At 26.3% G+C, this 17,861-nt stretch carries 18 protein-coding genes; 16 read left to right on the forward strand and 2 right to left on the reverse strand.

What is annotated here, in order from left to right; translation table 11 throughout:
- Positions 1 to 282: 282 nt before the first annotated feature.
- Both BTM21_RS04260 and BTM21_RS04265 read left to right on the forward strand, forming a co-directional pair.
- Positions 283 to 1,515: a serine hydroxymethyltransferase gene (locus BTM21_RS04260; protein ID WP_079481442.1), complete on the forward strand. Its 1,233-nt coding sequence runs from the start codon at positions 283 to 285 to the stop codon at positions 1,513 to 1,515.
- Between the two features lie 125 nt (positions 1,516 to 1,640).
- Entirely contained in the window at positions 1,641 to 3,098 is a 1,458-nt protein-coding gene (locus BTM21_RS04265; RefSeq protein WP_021875955.1) for a catalase, read from the forward strand.
- A gap of 39 nt (positions 3,099 to 3,137) precedes the next feature.
- Here BTM21_RS04265 and BTM21_RS04270 read toward each other — a convergent pair whose 3' ends face one another.
- Entirely contained in the window at positions 3,138 to 4,043 is a 906-nt protein-coding gene (locus tag BTM21_RS04270) for a radical SAM protein (RefSeq protein ID WP_021875954.1), read from the reverse strand.
- Positions 4,044 to 4,154: 111 nt separating this feature from the next.
- On the opposite strand from BTM21_RS04270, the gene BTM21_RS04275 reads away from it, so the two are divergent.
- From BTM21_RS04275 to BTM21_RS04290, 4 genes are all read left to right on the forward strand, one after another.
- Positions 4,155 to 5,624 (forward strand): methyl-accepting chemotaxis protein, encoded by a 1,470-nt coding sequence (locus BTM21_RS04275; protein WP_021875953.1) that lies wholly within the window; start codon positions 4,155 to 4,157, stop codon positions 5,622 to 5,624.
- Positions 5,625 to 5,712: 88 nt separating this feature from the next.
- Complete coding sequence (locus tag BTM21_RS04280; RefSeq protein ID WP_021875952.1) at positions 5,713 to 6,465, forward strand: exodeoxyribonuclease III; 753 nt, start codon at positions 5,713 to 5,715, stop codon at positions 6,463 to 6,465.
- Positions 6,466 to 6,781: 316 nt separating this feature from the next.
- Positions 6,782 to 7,594 carry a cation efflux transmembrane domain-containing protein gene (locus BTM21_RS04285; RefSeq protein ID WP_079481441.1) on the forward strand — a complete coding sequence of 271 codons (813 nt, stop codon included), beginning with the start codon at positions 6,782 to 6,784 and terminating at the stop codon, positions 7,592 to 7,594.
- Positions 7,595 to 7,647: 53 nt separating this feature from the next.
- Positions 7,648 to 8,610, forward strand: coding sequence for an RsmB/NOP family class I SAM-dependent RNA methyltransferase (locus tag BTM21_RS04290; RefSeq protein WP_021875950.1), 963 nt, complete (start codon positions 7,648 to 7,650; stop codon positions 8,608 to 8,610).
- Positions 8,611 to 8,654: 44 nt separating this feature from the next.
- Here the strand turns inward: BTM21_RS04290 and BTM21_RS04295 are convergent, their stop codons facing one another.
- A complete protein-coding gene (locus BTM21_RS04295) occupies positions 8,655 to 9,812 on the reverse strand; it encodes an amidase domain-containing protein (RefSeq protein WP_021875949.1) in 1,158 nt (385 codons plus the stop codon).
- A gap of 157 nt (positions 9,813 to 9,969) precedes the next feature.
- Between BTM21_RS04295 and BTM21_RS04300 the strand changes: the two genes are divergently transcribed.
- The 10 genes from BTM21_RS04300 to BTM21_RS04345 all read left to right on the forward strand — a co-directional run bounded on the left by BTM21_RS04300 (position 9,970) and on the right by BTM21_RS04345 (position 17,859).
- Positions 9,970 to 10,932, forward strand: a complete 963-nt coding sequence (locus BTM21_RS04300) for a metallophosphoesterase (protein WP_021875948.1) — start codon at positions 9,970 to 9,972, stop codon at positions 10,930 to 10,932.
- An 11-nt stretch (positions 10,933 to 10,943) separates the two neighbouring features.
- The gene (locus tag BTM21_RS04305) at positions 10,944 to 11,876 is read left to right on the forward strand and encodes a dipeptidase (RefSeq protein WP_021875947.1); all 933 of its coding nucleotides are present in this window, start codon (positions 10,944 to 10,946) and stop codon (positions 11,874 to 11,876) included.
- A 14-nt stretch (positions 11,877 to 11,890) separates the two neighbouring features.
- A complete protein-coding gene (gene ymfI, locus BTM21_RS04310) occupies positions 11,891 to 12,634 on the forward strand; it encodes an elongation factor P 5-aminopentanone reductase (RefSeq protein ID WP_021875946.1) in 744 nt (247 codons plus the stop codon).
- 68 nt (positions 12,635 to 12,702) lie between these two features.
- Positions 12,703 to 12,858 (forward strand): hypothetical protein, encoded by a 156-nt coding sequence (locus BTM21_RS13910; protein WP_021875945.1) that lies wholly within the window; start codon positions 12,703 to 12,705, stop codon positions 12,856 to 12,858.
- Positions 12,859 to 12,996: 138 nt separating this feature from the next.
- Positions 12,997 to 13,290 carry an anti-sigma factor domain-containing protein gene (locus BTM21_RS04320; RefSeq protein ID WP_021875944.1) on the forward strand — a complete coding sequence of 98 codons (294 nt, stop codon included), beginning with the start codon at positions 12,997 to 12,999 and terminating at the stop codon, positions 13,288 to 13,290.
- A 6-nt stretch (positions 13,291 to 13,296) separates the two neighbouring features.
- Complete coding sequence (locus tag BTM21_RS04325) at positions 13,297 to 13,812, forward strand: anti-sigma-I factor RsgI family protein (protein ID WP_423236782.1); 516 nt, start codon at positions 13,297 to 13,299, stop codon at positions 13,810 to 13,812.
- Positions 13,813 to 13,945: 133 nt separating this feature from the next.
- Positions 13,946 to 14,275 (forward strand): hypothetical protein, encoded by a 330-nt coding sequence (locus tag BTM21_RS04330; RefSeq protein ID WP_021875942.1) that lies wholly within the window; start codon positions 13,946 to 13,948, stop codon positions 14,273 to 14,275.
- Between the two features lie 125 nt (positions 14,276 to 14,400).
- Positions 14,401 to 14,865, forward strand: a complete 465-nt coding sequence (locus BTM21_RS04335; protein WP_021875941.1) for a hypothetical protein — start codon at positions 14,401 to 14,403, stop codon at positions 14,863 to 14,865.
- A 153-nt stretch (positions 14,866 to 15,018) separates the two neighbouring features.
- The gene (locus BTM21_RS04340) at positions 15,019 to 15,558 is read left to right on the forward strand and encodes an AAA family ATPase (protein ID WP_021875940.1); all 540 of its coding nucleotides are present in this window, start codon (positions 15,019 to 15,021) and stop codon (positions 15,556 to 15,558) included.
- Positions 15,559 to 15,675: 117 nt separating this feature from the next.
- Entirely contained in the window at positions 15,676 to 17,859 is a 2,184-nt protein-coding gene (locus BTM21_RS04345) for a DNA topoisomerase III (RefSeq protein ID WP_021875939.1), read from the forward strand.
- Positions 17,860 to 17,861: the final 2 nt, after the last annotated feature.

A 17,861-nucleotide genomic window follows, 5' to 3' on the forward strand; every position in this document is an offset into this window, starting at 1 on the left:
TAAAATTTCTTAAAGTATTATATCACAAACATTAAAAAAATATATATGAAAATGGAAAAACATAAAATATACTTAAATATAGCTTGTACACAAAGAAATATAATAAAATAAACAGTTAAAAAATGCGTATAAAAATTAATAAAAAATAAAAAAAGTACGTATATTCAAAGGGATTTTAATAGATTTACAAAATTTGAAAAAAAGAAAAGAATATTAATTTAAGTTATTGATTATTATCTTAATTATAATTATAATTTAAAGAAAAGATTCGGGGTGGAAAAAATGAATTTTAATAAATTATCAAAAAATGACGAGCTAATTTATGGATTAGTAGAAAAAGAATTAGACAGACAAAGAAATGGAATAGAGCTTATAGCTTCAGAAAATTTTGCATCAGAAGCAGTTATGGAAGCTATGGGATCATATTTAACTAATAAATATGCAGAAGGTTATCCAAGTAAAAGATATTATGGCGGATGTCATGTAGTAGATGAAGTTGAAGATATAGCAAGAGAAAGAGTTAAAAAATTATTTAATGCAGAACATGCTAATGTCCAACCACATTCAGGCTCTCAAGCTAACATGGCAGTTTATTTTACTATATTAGAGCCAGGTGATACTGTTTTAGGAATGGACTTAAGTCATGGTGGACATTTAACTCATGGTTCACCAGTAAACTTTTCAGGTAAATTATTTAACTTTGTTTCATATGGAGTAGATAAAGAAACTGAAATAATAGATTATGAAGTTGTTAGAAAACTTGCTATTGAACATAAGCCTAAACTTATAGTTGCAGGTGCAAGTGCATATTCTAGAATAATAGACTTTAAAAAGTTTAAAGAGATATGTGATGAAGTAGGAGCTTTATTTATGGTTGATATGGCTCATATTGCAGGACTTGTTGCAGCAGGACTACATCCATCACCAGTACCATATGCAGATTTTGTTACATCAACTACACATAAAACATTAAGAGGACCAAGAGGTGGATTAATTCTTTGCAAAGAAGAATATGCAAAATTATTAGATAAAAACATATTCCCAGGAATTCAAGGTGGGCCGTTAATGCATATAATAGCAGCTAAAGCAGTTTGTTTTAAAGAAGCTTTAGATCCAAATTATAAAATATATATGCAAAAAGTAGTAGATAATTGTAAAGTATTATCTAATGAATTAACAAAATATGATTTTAATATAGTATCAGGAGGAACAGATAATCACCTAATACTTGTGGATTTAACTAATAAAGATATAACAGGTAAAGAAGCAGAGAATATACTTGATAGTATTGGAATTACAGTAAATAAAAATACTGTTCCAAATGAAAAGAGAAGTCCATTTATAACATCAGGTATAAGAATAGGAACTCCTGCAATTACAACAAGAGGCTTTGAACAAGAGGATATGAAAGAAGTTGCATCAATAATTAGTGATGCACTTTCAAATAAAGATATAAATTTAGATGAGCTTAGAAATAGAGTAATAGCTTTATGTGATAAGCATCCTCTTTATTAAATTATTAAATAGATGAATAAGAGTAGTTTTACTTTTATTCATCTATTTTTTATTTAAATTAGTGTATATAATAACATATTTACAGATTAACAATATAATAAAGTAAGTAATATTTGGAGGATTTTATGTCAAAAAGAAATCAAGTTAGAGATCAATATCTAACAACTAACCAAGGAGCTCCTATTACTAATGATAAAAATTCATTAACAGTTGGAGATAATGGACCAGTTTTACTTAAAGATACTAATTTAATTGAAAAATTAGCTCATTTTGATAGAGAAAGGATACCAGATAGAGTAGCACATGCTAAAGGCTCAACTGCACATGGATATTTTAAATTATATAATTCTATGAAGGCATATACAAAGGCTAAATTATTTACTGATACAAAGAACATAACCCCTGTTATAGTTAGGTTTTCAACAGTAGTTGGTTCAAAGGGGTCAGCAGAAACAGCAAGAGATCCAAGAGGGTTTGCTGTTAAGTTTTATACTCAAGAGGGGAATTATGATTTAGTTGGCAATGATATACCAGTCTTTTTTATTAGAGATGCTATAAAATTTCCAGATATGTTTCATTCTTTTAGACCATCACCAGTTACAGATTTGGTAGATAAAAATAGATTTTGGGATTTTATAGTAAACTCTCCTGAATCAACTCATATGATAACTTGGGTATTTTCAGATAAAGGAACAAGAAAAAGCTTTATTCATATGCCAGGCTTTGGGGTTAATACATTTGTATGGGTAAATAATAAAGGAAAGAGATTATATGTCAAATATCATTGGCATCCCATGGCTGGAGATAAAACAATTGATAGAAAAGAAGCAGAAAGATTGGCAGGAACAGATCCAGATGTTGCAACACGAGAATTATATGATGCTTTAAATAAGGGAAAAGAGGTAGAATATGAACTTTTAGTGCAATTAATGGATCCTATTTTAGAAGATTCATTATCTTTTAATCCCATTGATGCAACAAAGGTATGGCCAGAAGAAGAATTTCCATTAATACCTGTAGGGAAACTTGTTTTAACACATCCACCAACTAATTTTTTTGAAGAATCAGAACAAGCAGCATTTGCACCAGGAAATTTTATTCCAGGAATAGAAGCTTCAAATTGCAAATTATTACAAGGAAGATTATTTTCATATCCAGATTCACAAAGATATAGGTTAGGAACAAACTTTACTGAATTACCAGTAAATAAACCAAAAGTTCCAGTAGTGAATAATCAAAGGGCAGGAAGTATGCAGTATGATAAACATCTAGGAATAGTAGACTATAACCCTAATATATTAAATGATGGAAATCCAGAACCAGCCAAAGAAGAAGGTAAAATATGTTTAGAATATGTAGATGGTTATATAGAAAGAAAACCAATAAATAAGGAAAATGATTTTGAACAAGCAGGAAATCAGTATAGATCATATACAAAATTAGAAAAGGATCATTTAATTGACAATATAGTAAATGATTTAAAGGAGGTAGATAAGAGAATTCAATTAATGGCAATAAATAATTTTATGCAATCGGATAATGAGTTTGGAAATAGAGTTAGGATAGGATTAGGAATAAAATAACAAAAAGAGCTATCATTTTTTTGATGGCTCTTTAATGTTTTAAACCCCTTCATTATTAAAATCAGGTACAAAACTTATTGAATTAGTTCCAGTATCTTGAATAAATCCATTTTTAACACCAATAGTAACTGCATAATCAACTAATGAATCGTAGTGTTTAGGATTTAGTTGTTTATTTATTTCAGGATATTTTTCAGAATTAAACATAGGAGTATATTGATTCATTAAAGAAATAAAAACTTTATCTTTAAATTTATTATATATAGAATCAATTATTTTTTTTGAATCAAATAATAAACCAGGTAACATTAAATGGCGAATTATTACTCCTTTTTTGATAAGTCCATTTTCATCAAAGGTTGCTTCGCCAACTTGTTTAAGCATTTCTTCTAAAATAATAAGTAAATTATTTGAGTAATTATCTATTTTAGAATATTTTTTTGCGTATTTATCATCAAAATATTTAAAGTCAGGAAGGTATATATCAATATATCCATTTAAAGCTTTTATAGTATCTAAAGAGTCTGTTCCATTTGTATTATAAACTATTGGAAGTTTTAGACCATTAGCTTTTGCTAAATCTAAAGCTTGTATAATTTGAGGGACATAGTGAGTAGGAGTTACTAAGTTAATATTATGTGCCCCTTTTTCTTGAAGCTCTAAAAAAATCTTAGATAGCCTTTCAATAGATATTTCTTTTCCAAATCCCTTATTTGAAATAGTGTGATTTTGGCAAAATATACATTTAAGATTGCAATTTGAAAAAAATACAGTGCCTGATCCATTTTTACCTGATATACAAGGTTCTTCCCATTGGTGGAGATATGCTTTTGCAACCTTTAAAGTATTATCACAATTACAATATCCTCGTTCCCCTAAATTTCTATTTACAGAACAACCCCTAATGCATAATTTACAATTATTTAATAATTCTATAGATTTCAATTAAAACACCTCTAAACAATTATATCACCTTGTAATAAATTTTTATAAAAATATTAAGAAAAAATTTAAAACTACGAAATTAGTAATAAGGAAATATAAGGAGGGAAGGTTATGAGAATGAAAGTAACAGAAGCTACTAATAAATGTTTTGTAGTTGCAACAACAGCTTTAGCCTGTGTTAATGTTTTTGGCTTAATAGGTATGATAAATAGAAATACTATGGAATTAAAAGTTGCATTACTAACAATGGTTATTATAGCTATTTCAACATCAGTTATGATATTTAAATATATACAAGATAGGAATAATATTAAAATAAGACATATAGTAGGAACCCCTTATGCAGTAGTTTATGCTATAACTCTTTTTGCTACTAATTCAATAGTAGCACCAATTACAATTGTTCCGTTGATAGTTATATGTATGATTTATTTAGATGAAAAATACTTAATCATACCAATATCTGGAGCAACTATTTTAAATATAATTTGGAGTTACGTAAGATGGGGGGATTCTTTAACTAATTCATATATATTACTACAATTTGTAAGTATAATGATGTTTTTTATAATGGCTTATGTGGTATCTAAAATTTCCAATAAAATTAGGACTGCTGCAGATGAAGATGCATTAAAAACTATAAAATTAGTAGAAGAACAAAATAGAATAATAATAGGAATAAAAGAAGCTATTGAATTATTAAATAAAAATACTCAATCAATATCAGGATTTTTTGCAACTATAGAAAGTTCTTCAAGTAATATTCAAAGTGCAATAGGAGAAATATTAAATGGTTGTGAAAACTCAACAGCAAGTATTGATGATCAAAATAAAGCTACCAATAATATTAAAAGAGATATAGAGGAAGCTGTAGTAAGTTCAAAAGATATGGAAAATAATTTTAATGAAAGTAAAGAAACTTTTGTTAAGACTTTTAAAATAGTAGAAAACTTAAGTGAAAAGTCAGAAATAATAAAGTTGAAAAATAAAAATGTAGCAACAACGTCGGAGAAATTACAAGAAAAAGCTAAAAAAGTATTATCAATAATGTATATAATACAAAGTATATCAGAAAAGACTAATTTATTAGCATTAAATGCTGCAATTGAATCAGCAAGAGCTGGTGAATTTGGGAAAGGTTTTTCTGTAGTTGCAGAAGAAATCAGAAAGCTTGCAGAACAAAGTAAGGAATCTTCAGAAGAAATAAATTCTATTCTAAAAGAATTAGAAGATGAAGTTATAAATGTATCAGATTCAATTTCAGAAGTTACGCAAATAATAAATGAAGAAGAAGTTTTAGTAAAAGATACAACAGCAAATTTACAAAATCTAAAGTCAGATATAGGCGAAGTAGCAAACAAAGTAGAAATTGTTAATGAAAAAATAAACCAAATAAATAGAGATAATTTTAAGATTAACGAGGGTATTATAAATATAGCATCAATATCAGAAGAAACTTTAGCTAATTCTCAAAATACTAGTTCAATAGTAGACTTATTATTTAAAGAGATAATGGATTCTAAAGATTCATTAAATGAATTAGTTATGTTATCTGAGAGATTAAATGAATATGTTCAATAAATAATAATTATTATTTTAAAGTGATTTAATTCCGTATAAAATGATATAATAATAAATAATTATTTGAATCAATAAAGGAGAAAAATAAATGAAACTTATATCATGGAATGTTAACGGAATTAGAGCCTGTGTTACTAAGGGATTTTTAGATTTTTTTAATGAAGTAGATGCAGATATATTCTGTATTCAAGAAAGTAAATTACAAGAAGGACAAATTAACTTAGATTTATCAGGATATTATCAATATTGGAATTATGCAGAGAAAAAAGGATATTCAGGAACAGCTATATTTACTAAAAAGGAACCTTTAAATGTCTTTTATGGAATTGGAATAGAAGAACATGATAAAGAAGGTAGAGTAATTACATTAGAATTTGATGACTTTTATATGGTAACTGTTTATACACCTAATTCTCAAAATGAACTTGCAAGATTAGACTATAGAATGAATTGGGAAGATGACTTTAGAAAATACTTAAAGGCTTTAGATTCAAAAAAGCCTGTAGTTATTTGTGGAGATTTAAATGTTGCTCATAAGGAAATAGATCTTAAAAATCCTAAAACTAATAGAAAAAATGCAGGGTTTACAGATGAAGAAAGAAGTAAATTTACTGAGCTATTACAAGATGGATTTATAGATACCTTTAGATATTTTTATCCAGAAAAAGAAGGAGTTTATTCTTGGTGGTCATATAGATTTAATGCAAGAAAAAATAATGCTGGATGGAGAATTGATTATTTTATAGTATCTGAAAAATTAAAAGATAGATTAATAAGTGCAAATATACATTCTAGTGTATTAGGATCAGATCATTGTCCAGTTGAATTACAATTTAAATAGTATTATATTAAGGTAGAGTTTATATAAGCTCTACCTTTTTGTACAAATATAAGATTTTAAAATGTACATTTATGTTATTGTATTAATTTTACATATATAAAAAAGCCATTTACTGTACTTCAAATTACAACATCAGTAGAAATTACAATAAAGAGGTTTATAGATTATTATATTAGTAAAGTAATTTTAGAAAGAATTTTGAGGTGTAATTATGGATAATAATAATAAAGAAAGTAAAATATTAAAGCTTTCAGTAATAAGTACAATGTTTTTTGCAGTTTTAGGAGTAACATGGGGTTGACTGATAAAATCTGAAATGATAATGTTTGATGGGTTATATTCCTTTATAAGTGTAATATTATCATTAGCAGCTTTAGCAGTATGTAATATCATAAAAAAGAGAGATAATAAGGATTTTCCTTTCGGTAAATATATATTAGAGCCGTTAGTTATAAGCGTTAATTCAATAGTTTTAATTATAATGTGTTTATACTCACTAAATGGAGCCTATAAAGCTTTAATTTCAGGTGGAAATTCAATAAATGCAGGATCAGCTATTATATATTCGATTATATCAGTTGTTGGATGTGGATTGTTTTATTTAGTTATAAAAAAAGTTGGAGATGAAACTAATTCAGAGCTTATAAAATCTCAAAGTATGCAATGGCTTATGGATGGAGTAATAAGTGCAGGGGTATTAATAGGTTTTATTGTTGTAGAAATAATATTAAAAACTTCATTAGCACCATTAGCAAGATATATAGATCCTATTATGGTTATAATAACATCTGTAGTTTTCTTAAAAACACCTATAAATATATTAAAGTGTAGTTTTAAAGAGATTATTGGTGCGAAAATTCCAGAGGAAATTAGTGTGGAAGTAGAAAAGCAAGTTCAAGTTATAAAGAAAGAATATAATTTTATACAAGCAGTTACTAAAGTTTTAAAAATAGGAAGAAGTGTAAAAATAGAAGTTAACTTTATATTAAGTGATGAAAATATAGATATTTCTTTAGAAGATATGAATAGTATTAAAGCTAAGCTTTATGAAGATATAGATAGTGAGAACTACTTTAAGGATATGAAAGTTTTATTTAGTACTAATAAAACAGTTATAAAGATGGCATAAAAAGAAAGCTCTAATAGTATAATAAAATATCATTAAACTATAGGGGTGAAGTTGTGTCTATAAAAGAAATTGAATATAGGTTACCAGATGATCTTATAGAAATTTTGGAGAAAATATTTACTAGATGTCAGTTAGATACAATTTACAAAAGTTATGAAAATGGAAGAAATACTACATTTAGAGTTAATAAGCTTAAAGGAAATACTAAAGAAGTTATGGATGAACTAAATAGGTATAAAATAAAGGCAGTTAACTATGCTAAATTAAATAATACTTTTATCATAAAAGGTAGTAAGGAGAGTAGTTTAAGGAAACTTAAGATATATGATGACGGAAAAATATATCTACAAAATATTTCCTCTATGCTACCTCCTTTATTTTTAGATATAAAAGAAGGACAAACTATATTGGATATGTGTGCAGCACCAGGTGGAAAAAGCCTTCTTATGGCAGATATAACCTCAAATAAAGCTACTATATTTGCAAATGATATAAATGAGATAAGGAGAGAGAGATTAAGTTATAATGCCTTAAAACAAGGAGCTAAATCAATTATTGTATTAGGAACAGATGGACGCACTATAGGAAAACGTTTAAATAATTATTTTGACAGAGTACTTTTAGATGCTCCATGTTCTGGTGAAGGAACTATTCATATTAGAAATTCTAAAAGATTTAGTGGATGGTCGGAGAAAAAAGTAAAACATTGTGTTAAATTACAAAAACAATTAATAGAAAGTGGATATAATGCGTTAAAAGATAATGGAGTAATGGTATATTCAACTTGTACATTAAATCCATTTGAAAATGAAGAAATTGTAGAATATATATTAAATAAACATAGTGATTTAAAGATAGAAAAGGTTTCTTTAGATATACCTAATTCAATAAATGGATTGACTAAATATAGAGAAAAAATTTATAGAGAAGAAGTTAAAAACACTATAAGAATTATTCCAAATGAAAATATGGAAGGATTTTTTATTGCTAAGTTTAGAAAAAATAAAATTGATTAAAAAAATAAGATTAGTAAAGCTTTTATACTTTACTAATCTTATTTTTAATAATGAACATGAATTAAATGAAATTTAATATTAGAATTACTCCAACCTAAATCATAAGGAACCAATAGTCTATCAGTATTATGACAGGTTACAAGTGGATAGCCTTTAGAATCAAAGCCTGTTACAGTAGATATATGGGTTATTCTACCTTTTTTCTCATAGGCTACAAAATCACCAGGTCGCATATTAAAAGCTGCTTTATATATTTGATTATAGCTTCCTTTAGCTATATAAGAAGCTCTTCCACTACCTAACATATAGTTTTTAAACCCTTGAGCATTTAACCAAGCTTTAGTACCATCATTTCCAGCATAATTCCAAGCACCATTCTTTTTAAAGCCACCACCTTCATGAAGAATTTGAGAGGCGAAATTTGCACAATCACCACCATCAGGATTATGATTTTTATACTTAGAATTATATTTAAAAGTAAATTCTTCATTTTCAGAAACACCACAATATGTATGAGCATAATTAATTGCGTTTTTTAATCTTTCATTAGGGTTAAAGTCAGGTGCTATTTTTGATACAATATAGTCTTTAATTTCATCAGATTTTATATTATCCATATCTAAAGAGTCAGCAAAGGGGTCTGTATACCATTCTTTTGTTATTATGTATCTATCTCCATCTTTTTTTAAGTTTAAATAGTGATTAGTACCTAATCTAAAATGATTTAAAAGATCAGGAGTATCTAAATAAGAATAATTAAAGTCTGTTGCAACATCACATATTATTCCAAAAACATTAGGTTCTTTTTCAACAACTTTTCTTATTTTAACAGTAGATTTTAAATCTTTAAATTGTACTGATTGTTTTTCGGACCAATTTATTAAATATTGAGTCTTTTTAGCTTCACTTTCATAAGCCCAAAGACTAACTTTTATATTTAAATCATAAAAATTCTTCAAAAGTTCACAGTCACCACAAACTATTGCGGCATTCCTATCTGCGAATAACTTTTCTAAAAGTCCTTTAAACTCAGTTTTTACTTCTTCAGAAGTTCCACAATCTAAAGAGTTATCCAAGATTTTGATTTCTTCAGTAGTAAAAGTAGAGTCTTTTATATTAGTATCTGCCATAATTTTGGAAATTGGTGATAAAACTAGTATTGAAACTATTAAATAGGATAAAAGTTTAAACTTTTTAGCCACATTATTTGCACTCCTTTATTTTTAAATTTTTCCCATGAGATTAGTTTGTACAAAAATCAACTATATTATATATATTTAAAATAAAAAATAATAAAAAAATCACAATAAAACTCTAGATTGAATAATATATTATGTTATTAATAATTATGGAGTTTTTATGTTTAGAAAATTAAATTGTTTATATGATACAGCTAAGGAGATTGAGTTTGATAATAGTTCAAAATTAGTATTTATATCAGATGTTCATAGAGGAGATTGTACTTATTATGATGCACAATTACCAAATAAAAATTTATATAAAGCCGCATTGTACCACTATTATAAAAAGGGGTTTACATATGTGGAAGTAGGGGATGGAGAAGAACTTTGGAAAAATAAAAATTGCAATGATATTTCATATTGTTATGAAGATATTTTTAAAATACTTAATAAGTTTAAGGAAAATAATAGAATTTTTATGATTTATGGAAATCATGATATAATAAAAAAAAGAGGGAATTTTTATGCTAAGCAATATAAAGCTTTAAAAAAAGTTGGAGCTGATTATGGAAAAGAATTTCTCATTTTTATAAAAGAGTTAAAGTTTTATGAAGCTTTAAACTTTAAATACATGCCTATAAATGAAAAGTTTTTAGTTACCCATGGTCATCAAGTAGATTTTATTAATTCATCTCTTTGGATGTTATCTAGATTTTTAGTAAGATATGTTTGGAAATTTTTAAATGGATTAGCAGGGTTTAAAGACCCAACTAGTCCAGCTAAAAGTAATACTAAAGGAAATAAGGTTGATAGAAAACTTGAAAGATGGGCAAAAGAAAATGGGAAAATGATTCTTTGTGGTCATACTCATAATAGTAGATTACCAGGAAAATACGAGCCGCCATATTTAAATGATGGATGTTGTGTATTACCATATGCTATGACATCTATAGAAATTGAAAATGGGAAAGTATCATTAATTAAATGGGGTGTAGAGGTACAAGAAGAAGGGAATTTATGTGTAAAAAGAAGAGTAATTTATGGACCTTTAAATGTAGAGGAATATCTACTATGGGCACGAAAAGAACGAGATAGAATGCTTAGGGAAGCTGAAAGTGAAAAAAATAAAAAAAGAAAGTAGGAATTAGAAAAATGACAACAATTGATTTACATTGTGACACAGCCAGCAGATTATTATATGAAAATTTAAATTTAAAGGAAAGTATTTGCAAGGTAGATATACAAAAACTTAAAAAATCTAAAGCATTAGCACAAGTTTTTGCAAATTTTATAGAACTTAATATAGTAGATGATCCATATAAAGAATTTATAAAAATGTATAATAATCTTATAAAAGAGATAGATAAGAATTCAAAGGATATAACTTTAGTTAGAAATTTACAAGAGTTAGAAGAAGCTAATAAAATAGGGAAAATAGGAGCTTTTTTAGCTATTGAAGAAGGAGAGGTACTTCAAGGAAAAGTAGAAAGAGTTAAAGAAATTTATGAACTTGGAATAAGATTTTTAACTTTAACGTGGAATTTTAAAAATAGTATAGGGTACCCAAATAAAGATTTTAAATATAAAGATATGGGTTTAACAGAGAGAGGAAAAGAAATAGTTTGCGAAATGGAGAGATTAGGTATAATACCAGATTGCTCACATTTATCAGATGGAGGATTTTATGACTTAGTTGAAATATGTAAAAAACCATTTATAGCAACACATTCAAATGCTAGAGCAATTACCAATCATTCAAGAAATCTAACAGATGATATGATAGTTAAGCTTTCAAATAAAGGCGGAGTAATGGGATTAAATTTCTGTGCACCATTTTTAGGAGAAAAAGATATACCCAAAATAGAAGATATGATAGCACATATAAAGCATATAAAAAATATAGGGGGAATAGATGTTTTAGCTATAGGAACTGATTTTGATGGTATAGAAAATGAAGTAGAAATTAAAAATATAGGAGAAATGGGGATTCTTGCAGAAGCTCTAATTAGAGAAGGCTTTAAGGAAAGTGAAATAGATAAAATATTTTACGGAAATGTAAAAAGAGTATTAAAAGAATGTTTATAATATAGGAGAAAAAAATGGGAAACTTACAAGGAAAAGTGGCTTTAGTTACTGGGGCTTCAAGAGGGATAGGTAAAGCAATAGCTATTGAATTAGCAAAAGAAGGAGCTTCAGTTATAATAAATTATTCAAAGGATGATAATGGAGCAGAGGTAACATTAGCAGAAATAATAGCAAAAGGTGGATATGGAAAACTTTTAAAAGGTGATATATCTTCTTTTGAAACAGCTAGAAACATAATAGACCAAATTATTGAGAGTTTTGGAAAGATAGATATAGTTGTAAATAATGCAGGTAGATCAACTATCGGATTATTCATGGATTCGTCTTTTGAAGATATAAATAATTTAATAGGAACTAATCTTCTAGGAGCAATGTATTTAAGTAAACATGCACTTCCACATATGATAAGAAGAGGCCAAGGAAATATAATAAATATCTCATCTATGTGGGGAGAAGTTGGAGCATCTTGTGAAGTAGTTTATTCAACAACTAAAGGTGGAATAAATTTATTTACTAAAGCTTTAGCTAAAGAAGTTGCACCTATGGGAGTTAGAGTAAATGCTATAGCACCAGGAGTTATTGATACAGATATGAATTCTTTTTTAGGGGTAGATGAAAAAAAAGAATTAGAAGAAGAAATACCTTCAGGTAGATTTGGAAAAACATCAGAAATAGCTAAAGCAGTAATATTTTTATGTAATGACCAATGTAATTATTTAACTGGTCAAATAATAAGAATTGATGGGGGATTAATATAAAAATAGTCCCTAAAAGTATAATTGTATATGTATATTATATTGATAAATAAAAAGGTGGATATATTACAATGATACATAATGTAGAAAAAGACTTGGGGAAGGACTATAAAGGGAATATTAATCAATTAATAGAGGAATATATGCCTTTTATTATTAAGGCTATATCAGAGACAACAGGAAGATATGTATCTTTAGAAAATAGTGAAGAAAAAAGAGGTTACTAATAAAAAAAATATCCTTACGATTTACTGTAACAGAAAAAGTAATAAAAAGAAGTAAGAAGTTTATTACTACAGTAGTGATTATTTATTATAAAAATTTTAGAAATCTAAAATTATGGATAAAAGGATAGGAGGATATTTATGTTTAAAGGACTTGTAATGGAGATAAAGAATAATACTGCTATAGTTATGAAGGATGATGGAAGTATTATAAAAATTAAATACAAAGATGGTATTAATGTTGGAGATAAGATAATTTTTTTAAAGGAAGATATTATAGATATTAAAAATTATGGATATAAAAAAATTTTAAGTATTGCCGCGTTATTTATGGTAGCTATTTTATTATATTTAAACTTTAAACCTACAGATTTATATGCTGTAGTTAGTTTAGATGTTAATCCAAGTATCGATTTAAAGTTAGATAAAAATTAAAATATAATTGAAGTAAAGGGTATTAATGATGACGGAAAAATTATTGATTTTAAAGATATAAAAGGTAAAAATATAAATGATGGGATGCTAGAAATAAAACATAAATTAATAGAAAAGAATTATATTTCTAAAAATAAAACAATACTCTTTGGATTTGCTTTTAATAGTAATTCTGATGATATAGAATATGAAGATAAAGTAAAAATGATTATAAAAAATAACTTTAATGATAATAAGATTGCCTTTTTAAAAGGAGATAGCAATAGTATAAATAATGCTGATAATAAAGGTATATCTTTAGGAAGATATGAAGCATCTTTAGATTTTCATGATGATAAGTTAGAAGATATGATAGAAAATCTATCTGTAGAAGAAATATTAAATGCAATAAAAAATAAAGATAAGTATATATTCTGGAATAGTGATATTGAAGAAGAGCTTAAAGATGAATTAGAAGATAAAAACGACGTTGATGATAATAATGATGATTTAGAACATAATGAAAATGATGATTTAGATTAATAACTTTAGACAGGAAATAAAATTTATTTCCTGTTTTTTTTATAAAAATATATAAAAAGGTACCTAAATTTATTTTCATATAGGTATTATATATTGAAAGTTAGTAACATGAAAAATTAGGAGGAATAATATTATGAAAAAAGGATTAATAGCTTTAATTTTAGGTACAATAATTATTGGTGGAGGAACAGTAGGAGTAAATGCTTTATCAAATAATGATTTTAGAAAAGAAATAGAAAACAAAAGTTATTCAGACGATATAGATGATAAGTTAGAAGATGAAATGGAAAGAAAAGCATTAGAAGAAATAAAAGATAGATTAGGAATAAAAGATAATGAGTGGAGAACATATGATGAATTAGAAGATATAATTGAAAATAAATTAGGTATTGAGGATATTGAAGATTTAATAGAAAAAGAATTAGGTTTAGATAATAATGATGACATAGATGATATAGATTAAGATAGATAGCTATAAATTTGGGTTTTATTACTTGGATTTATAGCTTTTAAATTTTAAAAATAAATATAATATATTATTTCAGAGATACTATTTAGTATAAAGTTTTATAGTATGGAGGATATTATATGGAGCAAGAAAATATAAATAATAAAATTTTTAGAAAATATATTATAGATTATCTAGGAAAATATCATTTTTATGATGAAGAGGAGTTTAAAAAATCAAGAGATGATTGGGAATATATTTTAGATAATTTAAAGGAAAGTAACAGATTTGATTATAATGGATCATCCTTTACTTTTACTAAGTTTGGAAGCATATCAGAAGGAAAAACAGAAAAAGATGTAAGCATAGAGGTTGAAGATAATAATATAAATGTAAAAATAAATAATGAAACTGTACATTTAGATTTAATATATAAATTAGAAGTTAAAAAATTGGAAGATCATTTTAGAATTGCTACTAGAATAAGTGAAAAAGGAGACTCCATTTCTTGTTTATTATATATTAATTTAGAAGAGGGAGAAGATTTTATAGATTCATTAAATTATATAAAAAAATTACAACAAGAATATGCAAAACCTAGATAATAAATGTCTTAAAAATGAGAATAAAAGAGAATTTTATTAATCGTAACATTTACATTGCCTAAAAATAAGATATAATAGGATATTTTAATATTGAATATTTATTTTTAGGGAGTATAATAATTCTATTACATAAAGATTAGGGGGATTAACTTAATGAAAAGAATAAAAGGAGTACTTAGCTCTATAATAATAGCTATGGTTTCAATAACATTAATTTCTTGTTCAGGCCCTATAAATGCACCAGAGGAAAAGCCTAAAAAAGAAGAAGCATCAAGTGATGCAGCTATATTTGAAAAGGTAAATGAAGTAATAGATAGTAAAAAAATATCTGAAAAAAAAGAAGAAATTAAAAATAAACTTAATGAAAATCAAAATGAAACTAAAGATATTATAAATATTGATGATATTGATGAATTAAAGAGTACGTTGAAAGATACAAAAAAAAGTGTAGATAAATTAAAAACTTTTAATGATAAAGAAAAAATTGAAGCTAACATAAATAACATAACTAATAACATTGATACTTTAAAAGAAAAAGTACAAAAAGATGGGAAAATAGATAGCAATATAAAAAGTGAAGTTGATGATTTAAAAAAATCAATTGAAGAAGTAACATCTAAGTTAGATAAAGAAAAAATTGATACTAATAAGTTAAATGAAATAAAAAATAAATTAGAAGATATAACCAATTAGTAAAAGCTATAGATCTTTAATAGGTCTATAGCTTTTTATTTTAATTAGAAAAGTTGATTAAATAACTTTTACATAGTACTATGAAGTATAGACGTTAAGAGAAGGAAGGAATTTATAATGGGAAAAATATTAGTTTTAGCAGAAAAACCAAGTGTAGGTAGAGATATTGCTAAGGTTTTAAAGTGTAATCAAAATAAAGGTTCATATATTGAAGGAAATAAATATATAATAACATGGGCATTAGGTCATTTAGTAGGTCTTCAAGATCCAGAAGGATATGATAATAAGTATAAAACTTGGAGTATGGATACGTTACCTATGTTGCCTAAATATATGAAATTAACAGTTCTTAAAAAGACAGGAAAGCAATTTAATGAAGTAAAAAAGGTTATGACTAGAGGAGATGTAGATGAAATAATTATAGCAACAGATGCTGGAAGAGAAGGGGAACTTGTAGCACGTTGGATTATAGAAAAGATAGGATGTAAAAAGCCAATTAAGAGATTATGGATATCATCTCAAACTAATAAAGCTATTTTAGATGGATTTAATAATTTAAAGCCAGGAAAAGCCTATGAAAATCTTTATAAAGCAGCAGTATGTAGAGCAGAAGCAGATTGGATTGTTGGTCTTAATGTAACAAGAGCGTTAACATGTAAATATAATGCACAACTTTCAGCAGGAAGAGTACAATCACCAACTTTAGCAATGATAGTAGAAAGAGAAGAAGAAATAAAGAGCTTTAAACCTAAAGAATATCATACTATAAATGCAAAGTCAGATAAGTGTAATTTTACTTGGGTTAATAAAGATAATAATGGAAGAATTTTTGACTTAGAATTTAGTAAAAAGGTTGAAAATAAACTTAAAGGTTCAAATATAAATATAGTAAATGTTAATAGTAAGGATAAAAAAGCTTATCCTAAACCACTTTATGATTTAACAGAACTTCAAAGAGACTGTAATAGACTTTGGGGATTTTCTGCAAAACAAACTTTAAATGTAATGCAAAGATTATATGAAAATTATAAGGTTTTAACATATCCAAGAACAGATTCAAGATATATAACTACAGATATAGTAGGAACTTTAAAAGATAGAATAAAAGCAGTAGGTATTGGAGAATATAGAGCAATTTGTGAAAATCTTTTAAGAAAAGATATTAAAGGAAACAAGAGTTTTGTAGATAATTCAAAAGTATCTGATCACCACGCTATAATTCCAACGGAAGAAAGAGGAAACTTAGCTCTTTTAAGTTCAGATGAAAGAAAAGTTTATGATTTAGTAGTAAAAAGATTTTTAAGTCATCTTATGTCAGCATATATTTATATAGAAACTACTTTAGAAGGAGAAGTAAACGGAGAAAGACTTCTAGCTAAAGGAAAAATAGAAAAGGATAAGGGATGGAAAAAGCTTTACGATAAAGTAGCTGAAGATGAATCTTCAGATGATATAAAAGAACAAACTCTTCCTGTTATAAATAAAGGAGAAGTTTTAAAGATTAAAAATATAGAAGTCAAAAAGAACTTTACAACGCCACCAGCTAGATTTAATGAAGCTACATTACTTTCAGCAATGGAAAATCCACAAAAGTATGTTAATGTAGATAAAGCCTCAGCTAAAACATTAAACGAAACAGGTGGACTTGGAACGGTTGCAACAAGAGCTGATATTATAGAAAAGTTATTTAATTCCTTTGTTATAGAAAAGAAAGGAAAGGATATATATCCAACTTCAAAAGGAAAGCAACTTATAGAATTAGTTCCAAGGGATTTAAAATCTCCATTATTAACTGCTAAATGGGAAAAAAGATTAGATGAAATAAGTAAAGGTAAATCAAACTCAAATGATTTTATGAAAGAAATGAGAAATTATTCAATCACTCTTGTTAATGACGTAAAATCAGCTAATAGTAAATTTGTTCATGATAATAAGACAGGAAAGAAATGTCCTAATTGTGGTAAATATCTTCTTGAAGTTAAAGGGAAAAATGGAATAATGAATGTTTGCCAAGATAGAGAGTGTGGATATAGAGAAAGTGTAAGTAGAAATACTAATGCAAGATGTCCTGAATGCAAGAAGAAGTTAGAGCTTAGAGGGCATGGTGAAGGTCAAATATATGTATGTCCAAATAATAATTGTACTTTTAGAGAAAAAGCATCAGTATTTAATAAAAGATTTGATAAAAAATCAGATAAAATGAATAAAAGAGAAGTTAATAATATAATGAAAAAAATGAAAAAAGATGCAGAAGAGGATATAAATAATCCGTTTGCAGAACTTTTAAAAGGATTAAAATAAAT

The organism is Clostridium chauvoei (assembly GCF_002327185.1).
Taxonomy (GTDB): domain Bacteria; phylum Bacillota; class Clostridia; order Clostridiales; family Clostridiaceae; genus Clostridium; species Clostridium chauvoei.

Excerpts from the sequence above, each read along its gene's own strand:
- BTM21_RS04345 (WP_021875939.1), top strand. The coding sequence starts at position 15,676 with ATGGGAAAAATATTAGTTTTAGCAGAAAAACCAAGTGTAGGTAGAGAT.
- BTM21_RS04260 (WP_079481442.1), top strand. The coding sequence starts at position 283 with ATGAATTTTAATAAATTATCAAAAAATGACGAGCTAATTTATGGATTA.
- BTM21_RS04285 (WP_079481441.1), top strand. The coding sequence starts at position 6,782 with ATGATAATGTTTGATGGGTTATATTCCTTTATAAGTGTAATATTATCA.
- BTM21_RS04340 (WP_021875940.1), top strand. The coding sequence starts at position 15,019 with ATGAAAAGAATAAAAGGAGTACTTAGCTCTATAATAATAGCTATGGTT.
- BTM21_RS04335 (WP_021875941.1), top strand. The coding sequence starts at position 14,401 with ATGGAGCAAGAAAATATAAATAATAAAATTTTTAGAAAATATATTATA.
- BTM21_RS13910 (WP_021875945.1), top strand. The coding sequence starts at position 12,703 with ATGATACATAATGTAGAAAAAGACTTGGGGAAGGACTATAAAGGGAAT.
- BTM21_RS04275 (WP_021875953.1), top strand. The coding sequence starts at position 4,155 with ATGAGAATGAAAGTAACAGAAGCTACTAATAAATGTTTTGTAGTTGCA.
- BTM21_RS04330 (WP_021875942.1), top strand. The coding sequence starts at position 13,946 with ATGAAAAAAGGATTAATAGCTTTAATTTTAGGTACAATAATTATTGGT.
- BTM21_RS04320 (WP_021875944.1), top strand. The coding sequence starts at position 12,997 with ATGTTTAAAGGACTTGTAATGGAGATAAAGAATAATACTGCTATAGTT.
- BTM21_RS04300 (WP_021875948.1), top strand. The coding sequence starts at position 9,970 with ATGTTTAGAAAATTAAATTGTTTATATGATACAGCTAAGGAGATTGAG.
- BTM21_RS04305 (WP_021875947.1), top strand. The coding sequence starts at position 10,944 with ATGACAACAATTGATTTACATTGTGACACAGCCAGCAGATTATTATAT.
- ymfI (WP_021875946.1), top strand. The coding sequence starts at position 11,891 with ATGGGAAACTTACAAGGAAAAGTGGCTTTAGTTACTGGGGCTTCAAGA.
- BTM21_RS04280 (WP_021875952.1), top strand. The coding sequence starts at position 5,713 with ATGAAACTTATATCATGGAATGTTAACGGAATTAGAGCCTGTGTTACT.
- BTM21_RS04265 (WP_021875955.1), top strand. The coding sequence starts at position 1,641 with ATGTCAAAAAGAAATCAAGTTAGAGATCAATATCTAACAACTAACCAA.